At 69.4% G+C, this 22,407-nt stretch carries 17 protein-coding genes; 6 read left to right on the top strand and 11 right to left on the bottom strand.

Annotated elements, in window-relative coordinates; genetic code table 11:
* Positions 1–97: 97 nt before the first annotated feature.
* From CCN37_RS18160 to CCN37_RS18125, 8 genes are read right to left on the bottom strand one after another with little or no spacing between them, the layout of a single operon-like run.
* Positions 98–928: an amidohydrolase gene (locus CCN37_RS18160; protein WP_086822169.1), complete on the bottom strand. Its 831-nt coding sequence runs from the start codon at positions 926–928 to the stop codon at positions 98–100.
* Positions 925–1,869 (bottom strand): aldo/keto reductase, encoded by a 945-nt coding sequence (locus tag CCN37_RS18155; protein WP_256388053.1) that lies wholly within the window; start codon positions 1,867–1,869, stop codon positions 925–927. The genes CCN37_RS18160 and CCN37_RS18155 overlap by 4 nt, the downstream gene beginning before the upstream one ends.
* A 38-nt stretch (positions 1,870–1,907) precedes the next feature.
* Complete coding sequence (locus CCN37_RS18150) at positions 1,908–2,879, bottom strand: ABC transporter permease (protein WP_086822165.1); 972 nt, start codon at positions 2,877–2,879, stop codon at positions 1,908–1,910.
* Positions 2,876–4,381 carry a sugar ABC transporter ATP-binding protein gene (locus tag CCN37_RS18145; RefSeq protein ID WP_086822162.1) on the bottom strand — a complete coding sequence of 502 codons (1,506 nt, stop codon included), beginning with the start codon at positions 4,379–4,381 and terminating at the stop codon, positions 2,876–2,878. Before CCN37_RS18145 ends, CCN37_RS18150 begins: the two co-directional genes overlap by 4 nt.
* Complete coding sequence (locus CCN37_RS18140) at positions 4,382–5,404, bottom strand: sugar ABC transporter substrate-binding protein (RefSeq protein WP_086822160.1); 1,023 nt, start codon at positions 5,402–5,404, stop codon at positions 4,382–4,384.
* A 33-nt stretch (positions 5,405–5,437) separates the two neighbouring features.
* Positions 5,438–6,175: an SDR family NAD(P)-dependent oxidoreductase gene (locus CCN37_RS18135; RefSeq protein ID WP_086822159.1), complete on the bottom strand. Its 738-nt coding sequence runs from the start codon at positions 6,173–6,175 to the stop codon at positions 5,438–5,440.
* The gene (locus CCN37_RS18130) at positions 6,172–7,467 is read right to left on the bottom strand and encodes an enolase C-terminal domain-like protein (RefSeq protein WP_086822157.1); all 1,296 of its coding nucleotides are present in this window, start codon (positions 7,465–7,467) and stop codon (positions 6,172–6,174) included. The genes CCN37_RS18135 and CCN37_RS18130 overlap by 4 nt, the downstream gene beginning before the upstream one ends.
* 1 nt (position 7,468) lies before the next feature.
* Positions 7,469–8,323, bottom strand: a complete 855-nt coding sequence (locus CCN37_RS18125; protein ID WP_086822269.1) for a fumarylacetoacetate hydrolase family protein — start codon at positions 8,321–8,323, stop codon at positions 7,469–7,471.
* Positions 8,324–8,579: 256 nt separating this feature from the next.
* On the opposite strand from CCN37_RS18125, the gene CCN37_RS18120 reads away from it, so the two are divergent.
* The 4 genes from CCN37_RS18120 to CCN37_RS18105 all read left to right on the top strand — a co-directional run bounded on the left by CCN37_RS18120 (position 8,580) and on the right by CCN37_RS18105 (position 13,869).
* On the top strand, positions 8,580–11,867 hold the full coding sequence (locus CCN37_RS18120) for a S8 family serine peptidase (RefSeq protein WP_086822155.1): 3,288 nt from the start codon (positions 8,580–8,582) through the stop codon (positions 11,865–11,867).
* 75 nt (positions 11,868–11,942) lie between these two features.
* Positions 11,943–12,896: an N-acetylglucosamine kinase gene (locus CCN37_RS18115; protein WP_086822154.1), complete on the top strand. Its 954-nt coding sequence runs from the start codon at positions 11,943–11,945 to the stop codon at positions 12,894–12,896.
* A gap of 161 nt (positions 12,897–13,057) precedes the next feature.
* A complete protein-coding gene (locus CCN37_RS18110) occupies positions 13,058–13,363 on the top strand; it encodes a DUF6355 family natural product biosynthesis protein (protein WP_143261667.1) in 306 nt (101 codons plus the stop codon).
* A 185-nt stretch (positions 13,364–13,548) separates the two neighbouring features.
* Positions 13,549–13,869 (top strand): DUF6355 family natural product biosynthesis protein, encoded by a 321-nt coding sequence (locus tag CCN37_RS18105; protein ID WP_143261666.1) that lies wholly within the window; start codon positions 13,549–13,551, stop codon positions 13,867–13,869.
* A 60-nt stretch (positions 13,870–13,929) separates the two neighbouring features.
* Here the strand turns inward: CCN37_RS18105 and CCN37_RS18100 are convergent, their stop codons facing one another.
* From CCN37_RS18100 to CCN37_RS18090, 3 genes are all read right to left on the bottom strand, one after another.
* Entirely contained in the window at positions 13,930–18,267 is a 4,338-nt protein-coding gene (locus CCN37_RS18100; RefSeq protein ID WP_246843117.1) for a DUF11 domain-containing protein, read from the bottom strand.
* A 265-nt stretch (positions 18,268–18,532) separates the two neighbouring features.
* Positions 18,533–19,414: an RICIN domain-containing protein gene (locus CCN37_RS18095; protein ID WP_086822146.1), complete on the bottom strand. Its 882-nt coding sequence runs from the start codon at positions 19,412–19,414 to the stop codon at positions 18,533–18,535.
* Between the two features lie 9 nt (positions 19,415–19,423).
* Positions 19,424–20,086: a DUF3159 domain-containing protein gene (locus CCN37_RS18090; RefSeq protein ID WP_086822266.1), complete on the bottom strand. Its 663-nt coding sequence runs from the start codon at positions 20,084–20,086 to the stop codon at positions 19,424–19,426.
* A gap of 160 nt (positions 20,087–20,246) precedes the next feature.
* On the opposite strand from CCN37_RS18090, the gene CCN37_RS18085 reads away from it, so the two are divergent.
* Together CCN37_RS18085 and CCN37_RS18080 are read left to right on the top strand one after the other, a co-directional pair.
* Positions 20,247–21,455 carry an ROK family protein gene (locus CCN37_RS18085; RefSeq protein WP_086822144.1) on the top strand — a complete coding sequence of 403 codons (1,209 nt, stop codon included), beginning with the start codon at positions 20,247–20,249 and terminating at the stop codon, positions 21,453–21,455.
* Positions 21,456–21,475: 20 nt separating this feature from the next.
* A partial coding sequence (locus CCN37_RS18080; protein WP_143261665.1) for an extracellular solute-binding protein occupies positions 21,476–22,407 on the top strand: 932 nt, incomplete at its 3' end.

The raw sequence follows: 22,407 nt of genomic DNA, 5'->3' as shown, positions 1-22,407 counted from the left end.
AGGGGTGGGGGCCTGCCAACCAGGTTGTGACCTGGGCCGCAACGGGTCAAGGAAGCGGAGATCCCGTTTGAACAGAGCCGAAACTCTTGCGGAATCGCTAACCGATCCGGTACGCCCGCGCGGCGTTCGCGTGGAAGATCGCGTGCTGCTCAGCCGGGGACAAAGCCGCGGTGAGCTCCCGCGCGGCGGCGACGACCTCGGAGTGCTCGGCGGCCAGCAGGCACACCGGCCAGTCCGAACCGAACATCAGCCGCTCGGGGCCGAAAGCCTCCAGCACCACGTCGAAGTACGGCCGGAGGTCGCTGACCGTCCACTGTGCCCAGTCAGCCTCGGTGACCAGACCGGAGAGCTTGCACGAGACGTTCTCGTTGAGCGCGAGCGCCCGGATGTTCTCCGCCCACGGGTAGAGCCGCCCGGAAGCGACCGGCGGCTTCGAGCAGTGGTCGAGCACGAAGTGCGTCGACGGCAGCGCCGAAGCGGTCTCGACAGCGGCCGGAATCTGATGCGGCAACGTCAACAACTCGTACACGAGCCCGTTGTCCGACACCGCCGAAAGCCCGCGCCGCACATCACGCCGACAGAGCCAACGAGGGTTGCGCTCCCCCTGGACCTGGTGCCGAATCCCCCGCAACCACGAACCGCCATGTCCATCCACATAGGACTGAACACGGTCAAAGACATCCGGAGCCGTCAGGTCCACCCAGCCGACGACGGCGCCGACGAGATCCGATTCTGCTGCCAGGGCAAGGAATTCCGGAGTCTCCGCCGCGTCGGTGACGGTCTGCACGAGCACAGTTGCCGTAACGTCCGGAGCCGCCGCGCGCAGATCCGACACACCGAAGTTCCGGCGCAACGGACGCATCGCGCCAGTGATCCACTCCTGGTCGCGAACGCCCAGGTCCCAGAAGTGCTGGTGCGCGTCGATCATGACGGCACCGGTGCATCCGGGCGCAGCAGCCCTTCGGACTTCAACGCCGCCCAGCACTCCGCGGGCACGGGCGCGGCGAACAACCGAGCGTTCTCCGCCATCTGCGAAGCCGTCCGCGCGCCGATCACCACCGATGCCACCGCCGGATGCCCCAACGGGAACTGCAACGCCGCCTGCGGGAGCGTCACACCGAATCGACCGCACACCTCAGCCATCCGCCGCGCGCGGTCGATCAGCGCAGGCGGGGCCGCCGAGTAGTTGTAGGTCGCATCAGGCGCAACAACTGGTCGAGCCAGGATTCCCGAGTTGAACACGGCCGCCGCGACCACGGACACCTGGCGCTCCGAGCAGAGCGGAAGCAGCTCGTCGAGCGCGGACTGTTCGAGCAGCGTGTAACGGCCCGCCAGCATCACCACGTCCACCGAGGTCTCCGCGACCAGGCGCGCCAGCATCTGCCACTGGTTCATGCCAGCACCGATCGCGCCAACCAAACCCTGAGCGCGGAGCGAAGCCAACGCGGGCAGGGCTTCGCCAACGGCTTGGTCCCAGTGGTCGTCGGGATCGTGCAGGAAGAGGATGTCGGCGCGCGAAACGCCCAGTCTGTCCAAAGAGGACTCGACGGACGCGAGCACTCCGGCAGCGCTGAAGTCCCAGACGCGCCGATGCGTTGCGGGCACGGCGAATCCGTTCGCCATGTCGTCCCCAACAACAGGAATCGGCTCAAGCCGACGACCGACCTTGGTGGAGATCACGAAGTCCGAGGCGGATGCCAGAGCCTTACCAAGCCGCCGCTCTGACAGGCCGAGGCCGTAGTGCGGCGCGGTGTCGAAGTACGAGACACCCGCCTCCAGCGCAGCCGCGACCGAACCCGCCGCGACCTCCTCGGAGACCGACCGGTAGAGCCCGGCCATGGGCGCAGCACCGAAGCCCAGGCTGCTCACCTGGACTTCGGTGCGTCCCAACCGGACTCGACGCACAGCTAGTCCTGCGCCTTGCCCGAGGTCAACCGCGCCAGCATCAGCGCAATGAGGATGATCGCGCCGTAGATGGCCTGAATCCAGTGCGGCGACACCCCGCCGAGCGTCAGGATGTTCTCGATCAGCCCGAGCGCCAGCACACCGGTCAGCGCACCGAAGAGCGTGCCCTTGCCGCCGTCCAGGCTGACCCCGCCGATCACCGCGGCGGCGAACACCGTGAAGATCATCCCCTGGCCCTGCGCCGGGCCGACCGAGCCGAGCCGACCGGTCATCAGCAGCCCGGCCAGCGCGGCCAGCAGGCTGGCGATGATCAGCACCGTCCACAGCACGCGCTCGGTGCGGATACCGGCCGCGCGCGCAGCCTCGACGTTGCCGCCGATCGCGTAGATCGAGCGCCCCTGCCGGAAGTACGCCAGCGCCACGATGCCCAGCACGAAGGCCACCAGGCAGATCAGCACCGACGCGGGCAGGCCGAACCACCGCGCGCTGCCGAGGTACGTGAACGACAGCGGCACCTCGAACAGGTTCTGCCCCTCGGTGAAGCCGATCTGCAAGCCCCGCAACACCGTCAGCATGCCCAGCGTCACGATGAACGCGGACAACTGGAGCTTGAGGATCAGGAACCCGTTGAACGCGCCGATCACCACACCGATCAGCAGGCACAGCGGGATCGCCGTCCACTCCGGCAGTTCGATGCCGAGCCCGTGCGCGGACGCCGGGATGATCAGCCCGAGCGCCAGCGCTGGAGCCAGGCCGATCGTCGACTCCAGCGACAGGTCGATCTTGCCGCTGATCAGCACCAGCGCCTGGCCGAGCACGAGCAGGCTCAGCTCGGTGCGCTGTTGCAGCACGTTGGTCAGGTTGTCCGCGCTGAGGAACACCGGGTCCACCAGCGCGCCCACGATCATCAGCACGACGATCGCCGGGAGCAGCGCCAGATCCCGGAAGCGGGCGAACCGCAGTGTCTTGGTCATTCGTCCGCTCCCTGCTCCGCAGAAACGCCCTCGATCGCGGCGACCAGTTCCCCGTCGGTCCACCCGCGCGGGAAGCTCGCCGTCACCTCGCCGTGGAACATCACCAGCACCCGGTCGCACGGCCGCAGGTCGTCCAGCTCGTCGGAGATCACCAACACCGCGGTGCCCTCCCCCGCGACCCGGTCGACCACGCCCAGCAACGACTCCTTCGAGCGCACGTCGACGCCCGCCGTCGGATCGGTCAGCACCAGCACCGAAGGATCGCTGGACAGCGCACGAGCCATCACGACCTTCTGCTGGTTGCCGCCGGACAGCCCCGACACCGGTTGCGACGGCCCGGAGGTCTTGATGCCGAGGTCAGCGATCATCCGCTCCGCGACGGTGCGCTGGCGGGTGGGCGAGATCGCTCCGAAGCGGCCTAGCCGATCGGTGATCGGCAGCGTGGCGTTCTCACCCACCCCCAGCGTCGGGACCAGCCCCTCCTTGTGCCGATCCTCAGGCACGAAGCCGATCCCCGCCTTCAGCGCGTCGGGCACGCTGCCCGAACGCACAGCCTTCTGTCCAACGTGGACAGTCCCGGACGAGACCTGGCGCAGCCCCACCACGGCCTCGCCCAACTCCACCTTCCCGCTACTGGCCGAGCCCGCGATGCCGACGACTTCCCCAGCGCGAATCGTAAGATCAACACCGAAGAACGCCTCCGAGCGGAGCCCGGAGACCGAGAGCACGACCGGCGCGTCATCGGCCAGCGACGGCCGCGTGTGCCCGACGCGCAAACCCGCAGCGTCACCCGTCATCGCCGCCACCAAGCTGTCGGTGGAGAGCGAGGAGACGGGACTCGTCAGCACGTGCCGCGCGTCGCGGAACACCGTCACCGTCTGGCAGATCTCGAAGATCTCCTGGAGGTGGTGGGAGATGAAGAGGAACGTCACCCCCGAGTCCTGGAGGCCGCGCATCCGCTCGAAGAGCCGTTCGATCGCCGGACCGTCCAGCTGGGCCGTCGGTTCGTCGAGGATGATGAACCGCGCCCCGAAGGACAACGCCCGCGCGATCTCCACGAGCTGCCGCTGCTCCACCGTCAGATCGGCGGCGGGGCGAGCGGGGTCGACGTCGACACCGTAGCTGGACAGGACCTCGGAAGCCTTGGTGCGCAAGGACTTCCAACTGATCAGCGAGCGGCGTTCCAACGATTGCCGGTTGATGAACAGGTTCTCCGCGACGGTGAGCGCGGGGATGATCGTGGATTTCTGGTAGACGCAGGCGACTTTGCGCCGCCACGCGTCGCGGTCGGCCAGCGCGGGCGCCGGGTCACCGCCGAAGGTGACGGAGCCGGCGTCCGCGCGGTTGAGCCCGGTCAGGATGGACACCAAGGTCGACTTGCCCGCGCCGTTGCGCCCGACGAGCGCGTGCGACTCCCCGTCAGCGACGGTGATGCCGACCTCGTCGAGCGCGACGGTGGAGCCGTACCGCTTGGTGACTCCCGTTGCTTCAACAGCAGCCATCTACTTGCCGATCTGGTTGCCCCACAGCTTGGGGTCGTCGACGTTGTCCTTGGTCACCAGGGGCGCGGGCAGCTGGTCCTCCAGCACCCCGTTGGCCACCTCGATGATCGTGCTGTCGTGGTCGGTCGGGCCGGGCTTGAAGACCTTGCCCTCGATCGCGGCCTTGGCGTAGTACAGCGCCCACTTCGCGTAGGAGTCGGCGGGCTGCGAGACGGTCGCGTCGATCTCGCCCTTGCGGATGGACTCGAACTCCTGCGGGATGCCGTCGTTGGACACGATGGTGATGTGCCTGGGGTCGCCGACCGGGAACAGCTTGCCCGCCGAGCGCAGCACCTGCAGCGTCGCCGCCAGGTACACCCCGCCCGCCTGCATGTAGATGCCGTTGATGTCCGGGTGCTGGGTGAGCCGGGTCTGCAAGGCCGCAGCGGCCTTGGTGTCCAGCCAGTCCGTGGGCTCCTCGAAGATCGTGATGCCCGGGTAGTGCTGCTTCATGCAGGAGGCGAAGGCCTCGGAGCGGTCGCGGCCGTTGATCGAGGACAGCGCGCCCTGGAACTCCACGACCTTGCCCGTGTTGCCCAGCTTCTCGCCGAGGTAGCGGCACGCCTTCTCGCCGTAGGCCTTGTTGTCGGCGCGCACGACCATGTACGCCTTGCCCTTGTCCGGGCGGGTGTCCACGGTGACCACCGGGATCTTCTTCTGCTCCAGCTGCGCGAGCGTGGTGGCGATGGCGCCGGTGTCCTGCGGGGCCATCACGATCGCCTTGGCGCCCTGGCTGGTCATGGCCTGGACGTTGGCGACGAGCTTGGCCACGTCGTTCTGCGAGTTGGTCGGCGACATCAGCCGCACGTCCAGCTCCTTGGCGAACTGCGGCGTGTACTTGATGTAGGAGTTCCAGAAGTCGGAGTCCGCGCGCGGGTAGTCAACACCGATCTGGGCTCCGCCGGTGGCGCCGCCGCCGCAGGCCGCGACGGTGCCGAGCAGGGCGATCCCGGAGATCAGGCTGAGGATTCTGCGTCGTTGCATGGATGTCCTCTGGGTGTCGTTTGTGGACCCGGTTCAGCTGTGCGGCCGCAGCCGCAGCCCGTGCATGCCGCCGTCGACGGCCAGCACGGTGCCCACACTGGCCCCGGAGAGCGGGCTGGCCAAGTAGGTGATCGCTTTTGCCACCTCTTCGGCGGAGACCAACCGGCCGGTGGGCTGGCGTGCCTCCAGCGCGGAGCGCTCCGCCCCCGGGCCCTCGGCGGCGTCCAGCAGCCTGCCGACCCACGGTGTGTCCACGGTGCCCGGCGCGACGCAGTTGACCCTGATCCCCTCGCGCACGTGGTCAGCGGCCATGGCCAGCGTGAGCGCGTACACGGCGCCCTTCGAGGCCGAGTACAGCGCGCGCTGCGGCAGCCCCGCCCACGCCGCGATCGAGCACGTGTTGACGATCGCCGCAGCCGGTGACCGGCGCAGGTGCGGCAGCGCGGCCCGGCTCACCCGCGCGATGCCCACGACGTTGACGTCGAGCACGCGGAACCACTCGGCGTCCTCGTTCGCGGAGACATCGCCCTGCGCGCCGATCCCAGCGTTGTTGACCAGCACGTCCAACCGCCCGTAGCGCTCCACCACCGCCTCGATCGCGGCCCGCACGGACTCGTCGTCAGTGACGTCGCACGCGATGCCGTCCGAGCCGGGATTGACGTCCAGCCTGGCGACCCGCGCGCCCCGCGCCTCCAGCTCGGCGGCGGTCGCGGCCCCGATGCCCGATGCCCCGCCCGTCACCGCCGCGACCAAGCCGTCGAAGTCGTTCATGGCGCGCTCCACTCGGGTCCGGAGGGGTAGGCGAAGTGGTGCAGCGAGGCCGGGTGGATCTCGGCGGAGAAGCCCGGCGCGGTCGGCGTCTCGTACCGTCCATTGTGGACGACAGCAGGGGTGACGAAGTGCTCGTGCAGGTGGTCCACCCACTCGATCACCCGGTTCTCCCAGGTGCCGGAGACCGCGACGAAGTCGAACATCGCCAGGTGCTGCACCAGCTCGCAGAGCCCGACGCCGCCCGCGTGCGGGCACACCGGGACGCCGAACTTGGCCGCCAGCAACAGGATCGCGAGGTTCTCGTTCACACCGCCGACCCGCGCCGCGTCCAGTTGGAGCACGTCGATCGCGCCGGAGGCCAGCAGCTGCTTGAACATCACGCGGTTGTGCACGTGCTCGCCGGTGGCCACCCGGATCGGGCGCAGCGCCCGCGCGATGGCGAGGTGGCCGAGCACGTCGTCCGGCGAGGTCGGCTCCTCGATCCAGTACGGGTCGAACTCGGCCAGCTCCTTCATCCAGCTCACCGCGTCCGCGACGTCCCACCGCTGGTTGGCGTCCACGGCGATGCGGACCTGGGAGCCGACCGCCGCGCGGGCCAGCCGCATCCGGCGCACGTCGTCACCGAGGTCCCCACCGACCTTGAGCTTGATCATGTCGAAGCCGTCCGCGACCGCCTGGCGGGCCAGCCCGGAGAGCTTGTCGTCGGAGTAGCCCAACCAACCCGGCGAGGTCGTGTAGGCCGGATAACCCTTGTCCAGCAACACCTTCATCCGCTCAGCACGCCCCGGATCGGCAGCCCGCAGCAGCGCGAGCGCCTCGCCGGGGGTGATCGCGTCGCTGAGGTAGCGGAAGTCCACCAGGGAGACCAGCTCCTCCGGTGACATCTCCGCCATGAACCTCCACAGTGGACGGTCGGCGAGCTTGGCGGCCAGGTCCCACGCGGCGTTCACCACCGCGCCGACCGCCATGTGCACAACGCCCTTCTCCGGCCCGAGCCACCGCAGCTGCGAGTCGCCGACGAGGTCGCGGGACAGCTCTCCGAGAGCGGCGGCGTCACGCGGCACCTCGCGGCCGACCACGTGCGGAGCGAGCGCCTGGATCGCGGCGGCCTGGACGTCGTTGCCCCGGCCGATGGTGAAGGCGAGCCCGTGACCGTCCACCCCGATGTCCGTCCGCAGCACGACGTAGGCGGCCGAGTAGTCCGGATCGGGGTTCATCGCGTCGGAGCCGTCCAGCTCCCGCGAGGTCGGGAAGCGGATGTCGAGCACGTCGACGCTGGTCACGCGGGCCATGTCAGGCCTGCCCGAGCGTCTGGCGCTGGCGGCCGAGGCCGTCGACCTCCAGCTCCACCACATCACCCGCGCGCAGGAACGGCTTGGGCTCCGGCTGCCCGAGCGCGACGCCGGCCGGAGTGCCCGTGTTGATCAGGTCGCCGGGGTGCAACACCATGAACTGGCTGACGTAGCGGACGATCTCGGCCACACCGAAGACCATGTCAGCGGTGCTGCCGTTCTGCCGCTCGACGCCGTTGACCGACAGCCGCAAGCCCAGGTTCTGCGGGAAGGGCACCTCGTCGGCGGGCACCAGCCACGGGCCGAGCGGGTTGAAGCTCTCGCAGGACTTGCCCTTGTCCCAGGTGCCACCGCGTTCCAGTTGGAACTCGCGCTCAGAAACGTCGTGCGAGACGGCGTAACCGGCCACATAGGACAGTGGGTCGTCGCCATCGGCGAGGTAGCGAGCGGTTTTCCCGATCACGACGCCGAGTTCGACCTCCCAGTCGGTCTTCGTGGAACCGCGCGGAACCAGCACCTCGTCGTACGCGCCGACGATCGTGTCCGGGGCCTTGAGGAACAGCACGGGCTCGGCCGGGATCTCGGCACCGGTCTCCGCCGCGTGGTCGCGGTAGTTCAGCCCGACGCAGACGATCTTGCCGGGCCGGGCGATCGGCGGACCGATCCGCAGGCCCTCGTCGGAGAGCCGGGGCAGCACGCCCGCCTCCAGCGCCGCGCGCACCATCGCGACACCCCCGTTGGCCAGGAACGCGCCGCCGATGTCGGCTGTCAGCCCGCCCAGGTCGTGCAGGGCTCCCTCGCCGTCGCGTACCACGGGTCGCTCCGCTCCCGGCGGACCAAGTCGCATCAGCTGCACGGGCGAACCCTCCTCGACCACGGCCACTCAGACATCCGATGTATAGCCCTCCGCATTCCCGAAGTCCAGCCTCCGACCGGCGCAGTCACGTGCTGAGATCCGATGAATCACCCTCCGCGCGTTCATGATCAACTTGCCTCCCGCACCGCGCCGACCTCCCCCAACGGGTGGTTCCCCGGGCTTGCGTCGCCACCACGGCCCCCGGGCGGGTCTGATGGACCGGTCAGTGATCACTTCCCCTTCGGAGAGGACGCGCATGGCACTCCGTCGAGAACGACAGGGCCGAGGACAGAAGGCGCTGCGCGGCGGGGCTGTGGTGCTCGTCGCCGCACTGGCCGCGGCCGGGCTCGCTGGCAACGCGAGCGCGCAGACCACCCCCGCCGACGGGCTCACCCCCGCGGCGCCGACCGGCCCCTGGCCGAAGGTGGCTGAGCGCGAACGGGTCGACCCCGCGCTGCTCGCCACGGACGGCACCGCGACGGCCTTCGTCGAGCTGAGCGAGCGCTCGCTGATCGACGTCTACGCCGAGCAGCGCCGCAACCGCGCGACGCCCGAGCAGACCGCGCAGGCCGTGCGCTCCACCCGCGAGCGGATGAACCAGCAGGCCGACCGCGTGGTCGCCGCGCTGGGCTCCGGTGGCGAGGAGCTGTACCGCACGGGCAACGCGCTCAACGGCCTGATGCTCAGCGGCAAGGCCGACAAGCTCGCCGCGCTCGGCAAGCTGCCCGAGGTGCGCTCGGTGCGCAGGCACATGCCGACCGAGCGGATGAACGCCAGCGCCGCGCAGCTCACCAAGGCCGTGAACGCGTGGAAGGCCACCGGGCGGCTCGGCGACAACATGCGCATCGGCATCGTCGACGACGGCGTGGACTACACGCACGCGACCTTCGGCGGGCCCGGCACCGAGGCGGCGTACAAGGCCATCGACTCCACCAAGATCGAGTCCTCGTACTTCCCGACCGCCAAGGTCGTCGGCGGGGCCGACCTCGTCGGCAACGACTACGACTCCTCCGGCCGTTTCGGTTCGCGCACGCCGAAGCCGGACCCCAACCCGATCGCCTGCGGACAGCACGGCACGCACGTGGCGGGGACGGCGGCGGGCTTCGGCGTCAACGCCGACGGCGGCACGTTCAAGGGCGACTACAACACCCTCGGCGGCGACCAGCTCGCGGCGATGCGCATCGGGCCCGGCACCGCGCCGAAGGCGAAGATCTACGCCTACAAGGTGTTCGGCTGCAAGGGCGGGACGAGCGTCACGTCCAAGGCGATGGACCTCGCGCTTGACCCCAACTCCGACGGCGACTTCGGCGACCGGCTCGACGTGGTGAACCTGTCGCTGGGCACCGACTTCGGCACCTCGGACACCCCGGAAAACAAGATCATGAAGACGCTGGCCGACCACGGCGTGCTCGTGGTGGCGGCCAACGGCAACGGCGGTGATATCACCGACGTCGGCGGCTCCCCCGCGAACGCGCCGTCCACGCTGGCGGTGGCCAACACCAGGGACGCCTACTCGCTGCGCGACGGCATCGAGGTCACTGCACCGTCCACAGTGGCCGGTCGCAAGGCGGGCCAGCTCAGCGTGGAGTACGGCGGCTACGCGAGCCTGGACCTCACCCGCCAGGTCGTCCCGATGTCCGACGAGGCCAACAAGGACGGCTGCAAGGCGTTCTCCGACGCGGACAAGGCCAAGGTCGCTGACAAGATCGTCTGGCTGGAGTGGGACGACGACGACGCGACGCGCAAGTGCGGTTCGGCGGTGCGCGCGAACAACGCCGAAGCCGCCGGGGCCAAGGCGGTCCTGTTGCCCACCACCGCCTTCGAGTTCGCCGCGGGCATCGGCGGCAACAAGACCACGCCGATGTTCCAGCTGACCCGCCAGGCCAGCGAGCAGGTGCGCCCGGTGCTCGGCCAGCTCAGCGTCCGCCTGCGCGGCTCGCTGCGCGGGTCCACCCCGAACGTCGAGCCCCGGATCGCCGACACGATCACGCCGTCCTCCTCGCGCGGCGGGCGCGGTCCCGCCGTGAAGCCGGACGTGGCCGCCCCCGGTGACACGATCTCCTCGGCGAAATCGGGCTCCGGCAACGACGTCCTGGTCATCGGCGGCACCTCGATGGCCACCCCGCACGTCGCCGGGATCGCCGCGCTGGTCCGCCAGGCGCACCCGGACTGGACTCCGGAAGAGGTCAAGGCGTCGGTGATGAACACCGCGACCGCGACCATCAACGCCGCCGCCGACAAGAAGGTCGCCGAAGGCCCGCAGCGGGTCGGCTCCGGTCGTGTCGACGCCCTAGCCGCGCAGCAGAACCAGCTGCTCGTGATGGCCGACGACCCGTCCCAGGCCGTCAGCGTCTCCTTCGGCACCGTCGAGGTGATCGACCGCGTGCGCGCCACCAGGACCGTGAAGGTGGTCAACAAGAGCGACAAGCCGGTCAGCGTGGCGATCGACTACGTGGCCGCGACCAAGATGCCCGGCGTGCGCTACGAGGTCACGCCGAGCGAGCTGGACCTGGGGCCGAAGCTCACCAGGACCTTCACCGTGACGCTGCGGATCGACGACGCGCGGGCGCTGCGCAAGGTCATCGACCCGACCATGCAGGAGAAGCAGGGCGGCAAGGCGCGGCAGTTCGTCAGCGACGCCTCCGGCTGGCTGACCGTGACTCCCCAGGGCGGATCGGCGCTGCGGCTGCCGGTCTACGCGGCGCCGAAGCCGGTCTCGCAGCTGGCCGCGCAGAAGCTGGAGGTCGGAACGCAGCGGCTGGTGCAGTTCACCGGGCGCGGGCTCGACCAGGGCAGTGGCAGCCAGGCGTACCGCTCGCTGGCCAGTGTCTTCGAGCTGCACGGCAGTTCCCCGCAGATGCGCGAGTGCGGCGGCGCGGTCGTCGACAACTGCACGATCAACCAGACGGCGCGCGGCGGTGACCTGCGCTGGTACGGCGCGAACAGCAACCAGCAGGGGCTCGTCACCTTCGGCATCGCGACCTGGGGCGACTGGTCCAGTGTCGGCGGCAACACCGTGCCGTTCGTGGACATCGACACCACCGGCGACGGCAGGCCCGACCGCCGCGTGGAGGTCGGCAGGCAGCCGCAGACCGATCTGCTCCTGGCGCAGACCAGGGACCTCACCAAGCGGGAGCCGGACGGCACCTTCGCGATCGTGGAGGCCCAGCCGGTCAACACCCAGTACGGCGACGTGGACACCAACGTCTACGACACCAGCGTGATCGCGCTGCCGACCACCTTGAAGGCGCTGGGCATCCCGGCCGGTGCGACCTCGGCGCCGTTGAAGTACATGGTGAACGTGCGGGGCTACTACGTGGCGCCCAGCGACTCCGACGGCCTCGTGGACACCAGCGGGACCCCGGTGAGCTTCGACCCGCTCAAGCCCGGCGTGGTCATCGGCTCGGCCCCCGCGGTCGCGCACGTGGCCCGCGACCGGTCGACGTTGCAGGTCAAGCCCGGTCCGGGCACCGTCCCGAAGGAGCTGTTGATCTTGCACCACCACAACGGGCGGGGTCAACGGGCCGGTCTCATCGCAATGTGATCGTGGGGAAACATTGACGATAAGGAGCCCCTTATCGGTCTTTTTCCCACGAGATCGCGCCGTTAGGGTCGGCTCGTGATCCTCGGAGTGGACATCGGCGGCACGTCGAGCAGGGCCCTGCTGGCCGACCTGGACGGCACGCGGCTGGGCTCGGGCAGGACGGGTGGCGGGAACCCCAACTCGCACGCCCCCGCCCAGGCCGCCGCCGAGGTGGCCGGTGCGCTCAAAGCGGCGTTGGACGGCCGCGATCCCGCCGGGGTCGTGGCCGCCGTCGTCGGCATGGCGGGCGCCAGCAAGATGTCCGACCCCGAGATCGTCGCGCTCTTCACCGAGATGTGGCACGGGGTCGGCCTGCGCTGCCCGCTGCGCGTCGTGACCGACTGCGAGGTCGGATTCGCCGCTGGCACCCCGAAACCGAACGGCGCCGCGCTCGTCGCGGGCACCGGCTCGGTGGCGATGCGGATCGTGGACCACCGGATGGCCGCGATCTTCGGCGGCAACGGCTGGCTGCTCGGCGACGAGGGCTCCGGCTACTGGGTCGGCCGCGAGGCCGTGCGCGCCACGCTCAAGGCCGTCGAGGGCCGCGCGCCGCTCACCGCGCTCAGCAGGGCCGTGCTCGCCGAGGTCGGCGGCACCGACTCCGCCGACCGCAGGCGCCTGGTGATCACCCGCTGCAACGCCGACGAGCCCGTGCGCCTTGCCCGGTTCGCGCCACTGGTCAGCACCGCCGCCGCCGAGGGCGACGAGATCGCGCAGGACATCGTGCGGCGCGGCGTGCTGCACCTGGTGGACATCACCCTCGCCGCCGCGCCCGCCGCGGACGACGACTCACCCGTGGTGCTCATCGGCAGTCTCACCGAGGCGGGGAACCCCTTCGGCGACGCGCTCCGGGTCGGCTTGAGCGCCAACGGTTTCTGCGACATCTCCGAGGCGACGGACGGGGCGGCCGGGGCCGCGTGGCTGGCCGCGACCGAACTCCTCCCGGACGAGGCACAGCGCCGCGCGCTGCACACCGCACTCCTCGCCTAGCCCCTGATTGTTTTCAGTTAATAAACGGCCGGAACGTGGCCTGTTCCAGGGACAAATCCGCCGTCATATACAAAGAATTCAAGAAGACGCCTCTTCGCACAGGTCACCCTCGTTACCGTTGTCACAACAGGACAATCCCGACTTCAAGCGAGGAATGATCGATGAGGATTGCACGCGCCCTTGGCGTGCTGGCGCTGAGCATCGTCGCGGCCGGAGTGGCGGCGCCCATCGCCCAGGCCGACCCCGCACCGCGCGGCTGCGGCTTCCAGAACTGGGGCAAGTACGAGCACTGCTCGAACGTGAACGTGATGCTCCAGGTGGAGCGGGTCTTCGGCAGTGACTTCAAGGTCTGTGTCAAGCCGGGCAGGACCAACCTCCAGGAGTACTCGCCGGGCTGGGCGGTCACCGACGCCTGGTACATCGGCGGAGCGAACTGCACCCCCGGCTACAAGGGCACCGTTGACTAAAAGAAGGTGACCAGGAGAAGGGTCCGCCACCAGGCGGACCCTTCTTTCCCCTGAAGAACGTGGCCAATTCAAGGGACAAATAACCCCGCAAATCCGAAGAAACGGCCAAAACACAGCTCCGCTCAACGCGACCTCGCTAGCGTCCGCGACGCCAGGACATTCCCTAGCTAAGCGAGGAAAACGCAATGAAAATTGCACGCGCCCTTGGCGTGCTGGCCCTCAGCATTGCCGTGACCGGGGCCGTCGTGCCCGCCGCGCAGGCCGAGCCCACCGCACGAGGCTGCGGGTACCAGGGCGGCGGCAAGTACAACCACTGCGAATCGAACCCGCGGCTGAGCGTGATGCTCCAGGTCTCCCGGTTCTTCGACAGTGATTTCAAGGTCTGCGTCCGCCCCGGTGTGACCGACCTCCAGCCGTACTCGCCGTACCCGAGGCACTGGGCGGTCACCGGAGCCTGGTACGTCGGCGGCAACTACTGCTCGCCCGGTTACTACGGCACCGTCTGATCGACGCCGTCTGATTCATGACGAAGCGGCCCGGTGGCAGACGGGCCGCTTCGCCTGTGTTCAGGCCCGTCGCCTCCGCGAGGCGACCAGCGCGGCGAATCCCGCGACGATGAGCAGCAAGCCCCAGGTCATCAGGGCTCCCACCGTGGCGCCCGTGTCGGCCAGCGGCGGCTTCGGGTCAACCGGCGTCGGCGGAGTGGGCGGCACCGGCGGCTTGGGGTCGACCGGGGTTTCGGTGGCGCACTGCGGGTCCTTGCCGTCGGGAACGCAGTTGCCACCAGGCGTGTCCGAAGTGACGGCGTTGCGGAGCTTGCTGTCACCGCTCACCGGGTCCTGGACGGTCACCGAGTACGTGATCGTGGCCGTCGCGCCGACCGCGAGGTCACCGCTCCAGCTCAACTTCGGCGCCGAGTACGTGACCGATCCCGGCAAGGCCAGGGCGTCGTCGTTGTACTTCGCGTCGTCGAGGACCCCGGTCATGTCGTCCACGAAGGACGCTCCGGTCAGCGGCGCGGTGCCGGTGTTGGTGACCTTGACCGTGTAGGTCACCTTCTCGCCGGGCTGCACGCGCTGCGGGTCGGCGGTCTTGACGATCAGCACGCCCGGGATCAGCGTGTTCGTGCTGCACTCCGGATCGGTGGAGCCGGGCGGGCAGTTGCCGCCGGGAGTCTCCGAGCTGACGGCGTTGGTGAGCTTGCGGTCGCCCCCACCGGCCTTCACGGTCACGGAGTACGTGATCTTGGCCGTCTCGCCGATCTTCAGGTCTCCGGTCCAGGTCACCTTCGGCGCCGCATACGTCGCGCTACCAAGGGAAGCGGCCACATCCGCGTTGTAATCGGCGTCGTCGAGGACCTTCGACAGGTCGTCGGTGAAGGTCGCCGCCTTCACGTCCTCCTGGCCGGTGTTGGCCACCGTCACGGTGTAGGTGACCTTGTCGCCGGGCTTGGCGACCTGCTTGTCCACGACCTTCTTGATCGCGATCCCGGGGACCGTGGTCGTGGTGGTGCAGTGCGGTTCGGTCGAACCGGGCGGGCAGTTGCCACCGGGCGTCTCGGAGCTGACCGCGTTGATCAGCTTGTTGTCACCGGTGTTGGGCTTGTTCACGGTCACCGAGTACTTGACGGTGGCCTTGGCGCCGATCGCCAGATCGCCCTTCCACGTCAACCGAGGAGCCGCGTAGGTCACCGCGCCGACGGTCGCGGTGGCGTCGTCGTTGTACTTCGCGTCGTCGAGCACCTTGGTCAGATCGTCCACAAAGGACGCTCCGGTCAGCGCCGTCTGCCCCTTGTTGGTCACGGTCACCGTGTACGTGACCTTGTCACCGGGATTGGCGGACTTCTTGTCGACCTCCTTGCGAATGTCCACACCGGACACCGGGGTCGTCGTCGAGCACTTCGGGTCCGTCGAGCCCGGCGGGCAGTTGCTGCCCGGGGTTTCCGAGCCGACCGCGTTGACGAGCTTGTGGTCGCCCTTGACCGGATCGCTCACGCGGACCGAGTACTTCACCGTCGCGGAGCCGCCGACCGCGAGGTCGCCCTTCCACGTCAGCCGAGGAGCTTCGTAGGTCACCGCGCCCGGCGAGGCGGTGGCGTCCCCGTTGTAGACCGCGTCGTCGAGGACGCCGGTCAGATCGTCCACAAAGGACACTGTGGTGAGGTCGACCTGCCCGGTGTTGGTCACGGTCACGGTGTAGGTCACCGTGCCACCGGGGTTGGCCTGCACGGGATCGGCTTTCTTCTCGATGCGGAAACCGGAGACCGGGGTCGTTGTGGTGCACGTGGTTTCACACCGATTGCCCGGCGTCTCGGAGCTGACGGTGTTGATCAGCTTGTTGTCACCGGGGTTCGGCGACTTCACCGTCACCGAGTACGTGATCTTCGCGCTCTCGCCGACCTTCAGGTCCCCCGTCCAGGTCAAGCGAGGCGCCGCGTACGTCGCGGCACCAACGGAAGCGGACGCGTCGGCGTTGTACACCGCGTCGTCGAGCACCTTGCTCAGATCGTCCACAAAGGACGCTCCGGTCAGCGTGGTCTGGCCGGTGTTGCGCACGGTCACCGTGTACGTGACCTTGTCGCCCGGGTTCGCCGACTTCTTGTCGACCTCCTTGTTGATCGACATGCCGGGGACGAGCGTGGTCTTCGAGCACGCCGGGTCGGTCGAGTCCGGCGGGCAGTTGCCGCCCGGCGTCTCCGAGGTCACCGCGTTGACGAGCTTGTGGTCCCCGGTGTTCGGCGACTTCACCGTCACCGAGTACGTGATGGTGGCCGTTCCCTGGACCGGGAGCGTTCCGGTCCACGTCAGCTTCGGCGCCGCATACGTCGGACTACCAACGGAAGCCGAGGCGTCGGAGTTGTAGTCAGCGTCGTCCAGCACCTTGGAAAGATCATCGACGACCTTGATGTCCTTGGCGGTCACCCGACCCGTGTTGCGCACGGTCAGCGTGTAGACGACCTTCTCGCCCGGCTTCGCTTCGGCCTTGTCGACGTTCTTGGTCACGGTGTAACCCGGACTGGGCACGACCGTGGTCGCGCAGGCCGCGGCGGCGTCGTCGGTGCACCGGTTCGCCGGCGGCACGGTGCCGGGCGGCCCGCCGGTTCCCTTGGCACGGTTGACGAGCGACTTGCCGATGGCGTCCTCGCCGACGCGGACCTTGACCTGGAGGTTCGCACTGCCGCCGATCGCGAGGTCACCCGCGTTCCACACCAGCGGCCCGGAACCCGACACCGAGCCCTGGGACGGCGTCGACTCGATGTAGCTCGTTCCCTCGGGAAGCGTGTCGGTGACCACGATCCCGGGCGCCGCAACGGTTCCTGTGTTCCGGATGCCCACGGTGTAGGTCAGCGTCTCACCGGGGAGGGCTTCGGCCTTGTCCACCGACTTGACCAGCTCGTAGCGCGGCGAGGTGACGGTGTTGCGCACGGTGTTGCTCTCGCGCGACTGCGGGCGCCCGGTCTGCGCGCCCTTGAACGTGAGCTGCGCGGTGTTGTCGAACTTCGTGCCGTCCGCGACGGAGTCACCGACCTTGACGCGGAAGGTGATGCGCGCGCTCGCACCCGGTTTGAGGTCCGCGAGCGGGCACGTGACGAGCTGACCGCTCGCCGAGCACCCGGCGCCCGATCCGGCCACATAAGACAGTCCCGCTGGCAGGCGGTCGGTCACCGAGATCGCGGTCGCGGTGTCCAGGTCCGTGATGCTGCCGTCTGCGTGCTTGTTGACGACGTCGAGGGTGTAGGTGATCTCACCGCCCTTGACGACCCACCCGGGCGGGTTGTCGGCGGTGTTGCCGGGCGGCGTGTTGGCCTTGGTGATCCGCAGATCGGGTTCGAGGGCGTCGGTCATCAGCCACACGGTCTGCGGGTAGATCGCGTCGCCGTTGGTGGCGATCTTCAACTGGAGCCGGTCGGTGCCCGCGGGGACTTTGCCGGTGACGTCGACCGTGCGGGCGTCGTAGCCGAAGTTGTTGACCGGAGCGGGATTCCTCGCGGTGATGTTGGTTCCGGCACCAGCGGCCGAGACGAGGTCGATGCGGCTGCTGAAAGCGTTGGGGCGACTGGAACCCGGCAGCGTCGGCGCGGGCATGGCGAGCGTCTGCAAGGACGACGCGTCCCGCCCGACCTGGAGGAAGTCCCCGTCGATGTCGGCGTCCCCGTCACCGGCGGTGATGCCGAGCGTGGCGTTCGGGACGCGGCTGCTGACGGACTTGATCCCGGTGAGGTCGATGGCGACGGAGTTGGTGCCGACGACCTTCTGGAAGCCGTCCCAGACCTGGAGGTAGCGCAGCGGCTCGGCCGGGTTCTCGTAGGCCACGACCAGCGACCAGCCGCCCCAGCAGCCGAGGTTCGTCGAAGAGTTGATCGACCTGCCCTGGCACGCCTGCACGTCGGCGACGGTGTAGTCACCCGAGCCCGCCGCGCGGACCAGGTCGGTGACGTCCTTCGCGCCCGCGTGCGCGGTGAGCACCGGGGTGCCCCGGCCCGCCGCGTCGAACCAGTCGTAGGTGTCGGCGGTCAGCCGCCGGTACGCGGTGCTGCCGGGGACCTTGAACGAGACCTGGTTCGCCTTGCTCGCATCACCCGAAGTCCCAGTGCTGGCAACGGGATTGAGCTGCCAGTAGAGCCGGGCGGAGAGCACGGTGGCACCGCTGGGCAGGCTGATCCGGGCGCTCGACGCGGTGTTGCCGGGAGCGGCCGGGTCGACCTTCACCCACGTGGCGGGCTGCCCGTTGCTGGTGCTGTCGGTGCAGGTGGTCGCGCCGCAGTTGACCACGGAGTTCGACGCCATGGTGATCGCGCCGTGGGCGAGGCCGGAGTACACCGGCGTCGGCCCGATCTGGCGCTCCGTCCCCAGTCCGCGCGCCTGCTGGGCGAAAGCGGCAGACGGCGCGAGCAGAGAAAGCACGAGAAGACAGGCCAAGGTGGAGCGCATAACACGAAATAGGCCGTGCCACAACGGCTTCGACATTTCCCTGCCCTTTCCGAAGGACGGCGGACACACGAACATAGACATGCCCGGACCAGGGCGAACGCGCCAGAATGGGGAAATACCTCAGACAGGGGACACACCGGAGATCACCGTCACGCCCCGCAGGTGATCACCCGAGGGACCCAAAAAGGGGCATCACCCGGAAGGGTTCACCACAAAGCGCAATGGCGAATTCGAGGGATTACTTCGGCAGCGGTTCGAAGGTGAGGACGGTCGCCGAGACGGGTGACTCGCACACGACCTGGCGCAGGGCCACCCACTCGTCCATCTCGCCGTCCGCGATCCCCACGCACAGGTTGCTGTGCAGCGCGCGCAGCCGGAAACCGTTGGCACCAGCGGATTCCACGTTGAACAGCTCGGCGTTGCCGGTGGCGCACTCGTCGTCGACCACCGCCGCGCCGACCTCCATGGACTCCTTGCGCACGCCGAGGCACCCCGGGCCGAACTGCGGGTGATCAGCGCGGAGGCGGTACGAGCCGTCTTCGACCCGGTCGAGCGTGTGGCGCGGGAGCGTGCGCACGCAGTCCTTCTGGAACAGGACCCCGGTGTCCGAGCCCTCGCGCTCCGACAGGCACAGGCCGGAGTGCGCGGCGCGGAGCCGGTAGTCGCCCTCGGCGGGCGCGGCTGGGTTCGGCTTGGCGGCGATCGGGTGCGACTCGTCGTCGGAGCGCCGGCCGCCCAGGATCATCGGAACGGCGACCGCCACCGCGACGAGCACGACCGCCGCGCCGCCGACCGGCCAGATCCACCGGCGCTTGGGCTTCTCTTCGGCGAGAACGGGTGCTTCGGCCTCGACAGCACCGGAAAGTCGCTCACGGGCCAGCAGCCAGCTCGCGTCGTCGGGCTCCCCGCACACCTTGAGCAAGGTGCTGACCAGCTCCGCGCGGGGCAGGGTGTCGCGGGTGAGCATCGAGGCGGCGGTGCTCTTCGGCAGGACCTCGCCGAGCGCTTCGGCACGGCGTTCGATCTCCCGGTAGGTGAGCCCCGAACGGTCCCTGACCTCCCTCAGCAGGGCGACGAACTCGGCGGGAGTGGTCGCGCCGCCCGGCTCCAGCCGACTCATGGGCCGAGTCTAGGGAACGCGCGGGTGCCGGATGCCCGGGTGGTCGTCGGGCAGCACCTTGCGGAAGATCCACCAGCTCACCGCGAGGTTCAGCGCGACCAGCGGATAGGTCAGCGCGGCGCGCGTGGTGCCCAGCGCGACGGTGGCGTCGATCCACCACAGCGGGATGAACACGGCCAGCCGGATCACGTACTGGAGCACCCACGACCAGCTCGCCAGGCTGTAGGCGCGCAGCAGCGCGGGGTCCTTGCGCCAGCGCGTGCGCTGCCCGAGCGCGGTGCCGACCACGACGCCGAGCAGCGGCCAGCGGATCACGATGCTCACCGCCCACGCGAGCGCGCTGCCCGCGTTCGCGATCAGCTGGAGCAGGAAGAAGTCGGACGCGCGCCCGGTGTAGAGCGGGACCAGCGCGGCGAGCACGACGCCGAGCATGCCCAGCAGCACCGCGCGGGGCTTGTCCCCGCGCCGCTGCCGGATGACCGCCAGCACCGCGCCCACGACCACCGCCGACACCGCGCCGAGCAGCACGGAGTCGCCGAAGGCGAGCCAGCCGACGACGAAGGCCACCGGCGGCAGCGTCGCGTCCACGGCCGCCCGGCGCCCACCGAGCAGCGAGGCGAGCGACTCCTCACCGGGGTTGGCCTCCTGCGAGGCGGCAGACCGTTGCGTCACCCCTCCAGCCTGCCTGAACAGCCCGCCGACGAACACCACTTAGGCAACCCTTTGTGCCTGGAGTTCGCTAACGGTTTGGGGATTGACCTCCGTGAGGCGGGTTACTACGGTGGCGGAAATCGTCTGGGAAGTTAACAGACAAGTCGGAACGGAGGAGCGGATGAGGGCGGGGAGTCCGAGGCTGCTGCGGGAGATCAACGACCGCGCCGCGATCGAGGCGCTGCTCCAGCGCGGCGCCATGACGCGGTCCGAGGTCGAGGCGATCATCGGACTGTCCAAGCCCGCCACCGCTCAGCTGCTGACCCGGCTGGAGCAGGACGGCGCGGTCGTGCGCGACGGGCTGCGCGGCGGGAGCCGGGGGCCGCGCGCCCAGCTGTGGGCGGTCAACGGGGCGCTCGCGCACGTCGTGGCCGTCGACCTCACCCCGAGCCACGCCGACATCGTGGTCGCCGACATCACCGGCGCGATCCTGGCCGAACAGCAGCAGGAACTGCCCGACGGCGGCCCCGGCGTGGTCACCGCCTTCGCCGACGCGGTGCGCGCGACGGTGGGCAGCGCGGGGCTGTCCACGAACCAGCTGTGCTCGGTCGTCGTCGGCTCGCCCGGTGCGGTGAACCCCGCCGACGGGCACCTCGGCTTCGCGCCGCACCTGCCCGGCTGGGAGGGCTTCGACATGCCGGGGCGGCTGCGCGAGCTGCTGGAGGCCCCGGTCACCGTCGAGAACGACGTCAACCTGGTCGCGCTGGAGGAGATGGTCGCCGGGCGGGCCACCGACATCGACGACTTCGTGCTGATCTGGCTCAGCGAGGGCATCGGCGCCGCGGTGGTGATCAACCGCAGGATGCTGCGCGGGGCCACCGGCGGTGCGGGCGAGATCGACTGGATGCGCGTTCCCGACCTGGCCGCCGCTGACACCGGCATAGACCGCAGGGGCATCCGGCTCGGCGACCTGCTCGGCTCGCCGACCATCCTCAAGCTCGCCCGCGCACACGGGCTGTCCGCGCGCACCGCGTGGTCGGCCGTGCGCAAGGCGCGCACCTCCGGCGAGGACGGCCAGCCGTTCCTCACCGATCTGGCCAAGCGGATCGCCACCGGGGTCGCCGGGGTGGTCAGCGTGGTCGACCCGCAACTCGTCCTGCTGGCCGGGGAGACCGGTCAGGCGGGCGGGGAGGCGCTGTGCGGTCTCGTCGCCACCGAGCTGCACGAACTGGTGGTGCCCCGCACCCCGGTCGCTCCCACCCTGGTCACCGGGAACCCGGTGCGCGCGGGCGCGCTGCACTCCGCGCTCGCGCTGGCCAGGCAGAAGGTTTTTGGACTCACCGCCGCCGCCACGGCCGAACCCTTCCGCGGGTCCCCGAGACCCGCCTGACCTCTTCGACGGAGGGCTTGATGCGCAAGACACTTGCGGGACTCACCGCGGTGGCGGTGCTGACGACAGCGTGCGCCGGTGGTGGCGGACGCGGCGGTGGCGGCGGGGTCGCCGAACCGCCGAAGAAGGACGACAAGCTGACGCTGACGGTGTTCTCCAAGTACTCCGACCGGGAGGAACGCGAGGTCACCAAGGCGCTCAACAGCTTCAAGGCGAAGTTCCCGAACATCGAGATCAAGCACGAGGGCAACCAGGACGACGACAAGATCACCGGTGCGGTGCGCGGCGGGAACCCGCCGGACGTGGCGATGACCTTCATGACCGACAACCTCGGCCAGTTCTGCTCCAGCGGCTCCTGGCAGAACCTCAAGGGCTACCTCGACCGCGACAAGGTCGACCTCTCGGTGATCCCGCAGGCGGTGCGCGACTACACCGACTTCAAGGGCACCCGCTGCGCGCTGCCGATGCTCGCCGACGTCTACGGGCTCTTCTACAACAAGGACCAGTTCTCCGCGGCGGGCATCACCGAGGTCCCGAAGACCACCGACCAGCTGCTGGACGCGGCGAAGCGGCTGACCCAGAAGAACCCGGACGGCTCGATCAAGGTCGCGGGCTTCCTGCCGTCGATGCCCTTCTACAACAACCAGGCGCAGATCTGGGCGCCGTCCTGGGGCGCGCGCTACCTCGACGCCAACGGCAAGTCCGCGCTCGCGGGCAGCGCCGAGTGGAAGGCGATGTTCGAGTTCCAGAAGAAGCTGGTGGAGTTCTACGGCTACGAGAACCTGGAGCGCTTCCGCGCCGGGCTCGGCCAGGAGTACTCCGCCGACCACGCCTTCCAGCAGGGCAAGCTCGCGATGATCATGGACGGTGAGTACCGGACCGCCTTCATCGCCGACCAGTCGCCGAACATCGCCTTCGGCACCGCCCCGTTCCCGCACTCCCCCGCCCGCCC

This window comes from Allokutzneria sp. NRRL B-24872 (assembly GCF_002155965.1).
Taxonomy (GTDB): domain Bacteria; phylum Actinomycetota; class Actinomycetes; order Mycobacteriales; family Pseudonocardiaceae; genus Allokutzneria.
This window is presented reverse-complemented; position numbering and strand designations above follow the sequence as displayed.

Coding starts and splice junctions, on each gene's coding strand:
- CCN37_RS18160 (WP_086822169.1), bottom strand. CDS start 928: ATGATCGACGCGCACCAGCACTTCTGGGACCTGGGCGTTCGCGACCAG.
- CCN37_RS18150 (WP_086822165.1), bottom strand. CDS start 2,879: ATGACCAAGACACTGCGGTTCGCCCGCTTCCGGGATCTGGCGCTGCTC.
- CCN37_RS18145 (WP_086822162.1), bottom strand. CDS start 4,381: ATGGCTGCTGTTGAAGCAACGGGAGTCACCAAGCGGTACGGCTCCACC.
- CCN37_RS18140 (WP_086822160.1), bottom strand. CDS start 5,404: ATGCAACGACGCAGAATCCTCAGCCTGATCTCCGGGATCGCCCTGCTC.
- CCN37_RS18135 (WP_086822159.1), bottom strand. CDS start 6,175: ATGAACGACTTCGACGGCTTGGTCGCGGCGGTGACGGGCGGGGCATCG.
- CCN37_RS18130 (WP_086822157.1), bottom strand. CDS start 7,467: ATGGCCCGCGTGACCAGCGTCGACGTGCTCGACATCCGCTTCCCGACC.
- CCN37_RS18120 (WP_086822155.1), top strand. CDS start 8,580: ATGGCACTCCGTCGAGAACGACAGGGCCGAGGACAGAAGGCGCTGCGC.
- CCN37_RS18110 (WP_143261667.1), top strand. CDS start 13,058: ATGAGGATTGCACGCGCCCTTGGCGTGCTGGCGCTGAGCATCGTCGCG.
- CCN37_RS18105 (WP_143261666.1), top strand. CDS start 13,549: ATGAAAATTGCACGCGCCCTTGGCGTGCTGGCCCTCAGCATTGCCGTG.
- CCN37_RS18095 (WP_086822146.1), bottom strand. CDS start 19,414: ATGAGTCGGCTGGAGCCGGGCGGCGCGACCACTCCCGCCGAGTTCGTC.
- CCN37_RS18085 (WP_086822144.1), top strand. CDS start 20,247: ATGAGGGCGGGGAGTCCGAGGCTGCTGCGGGAGATCAACGACCGCGCC.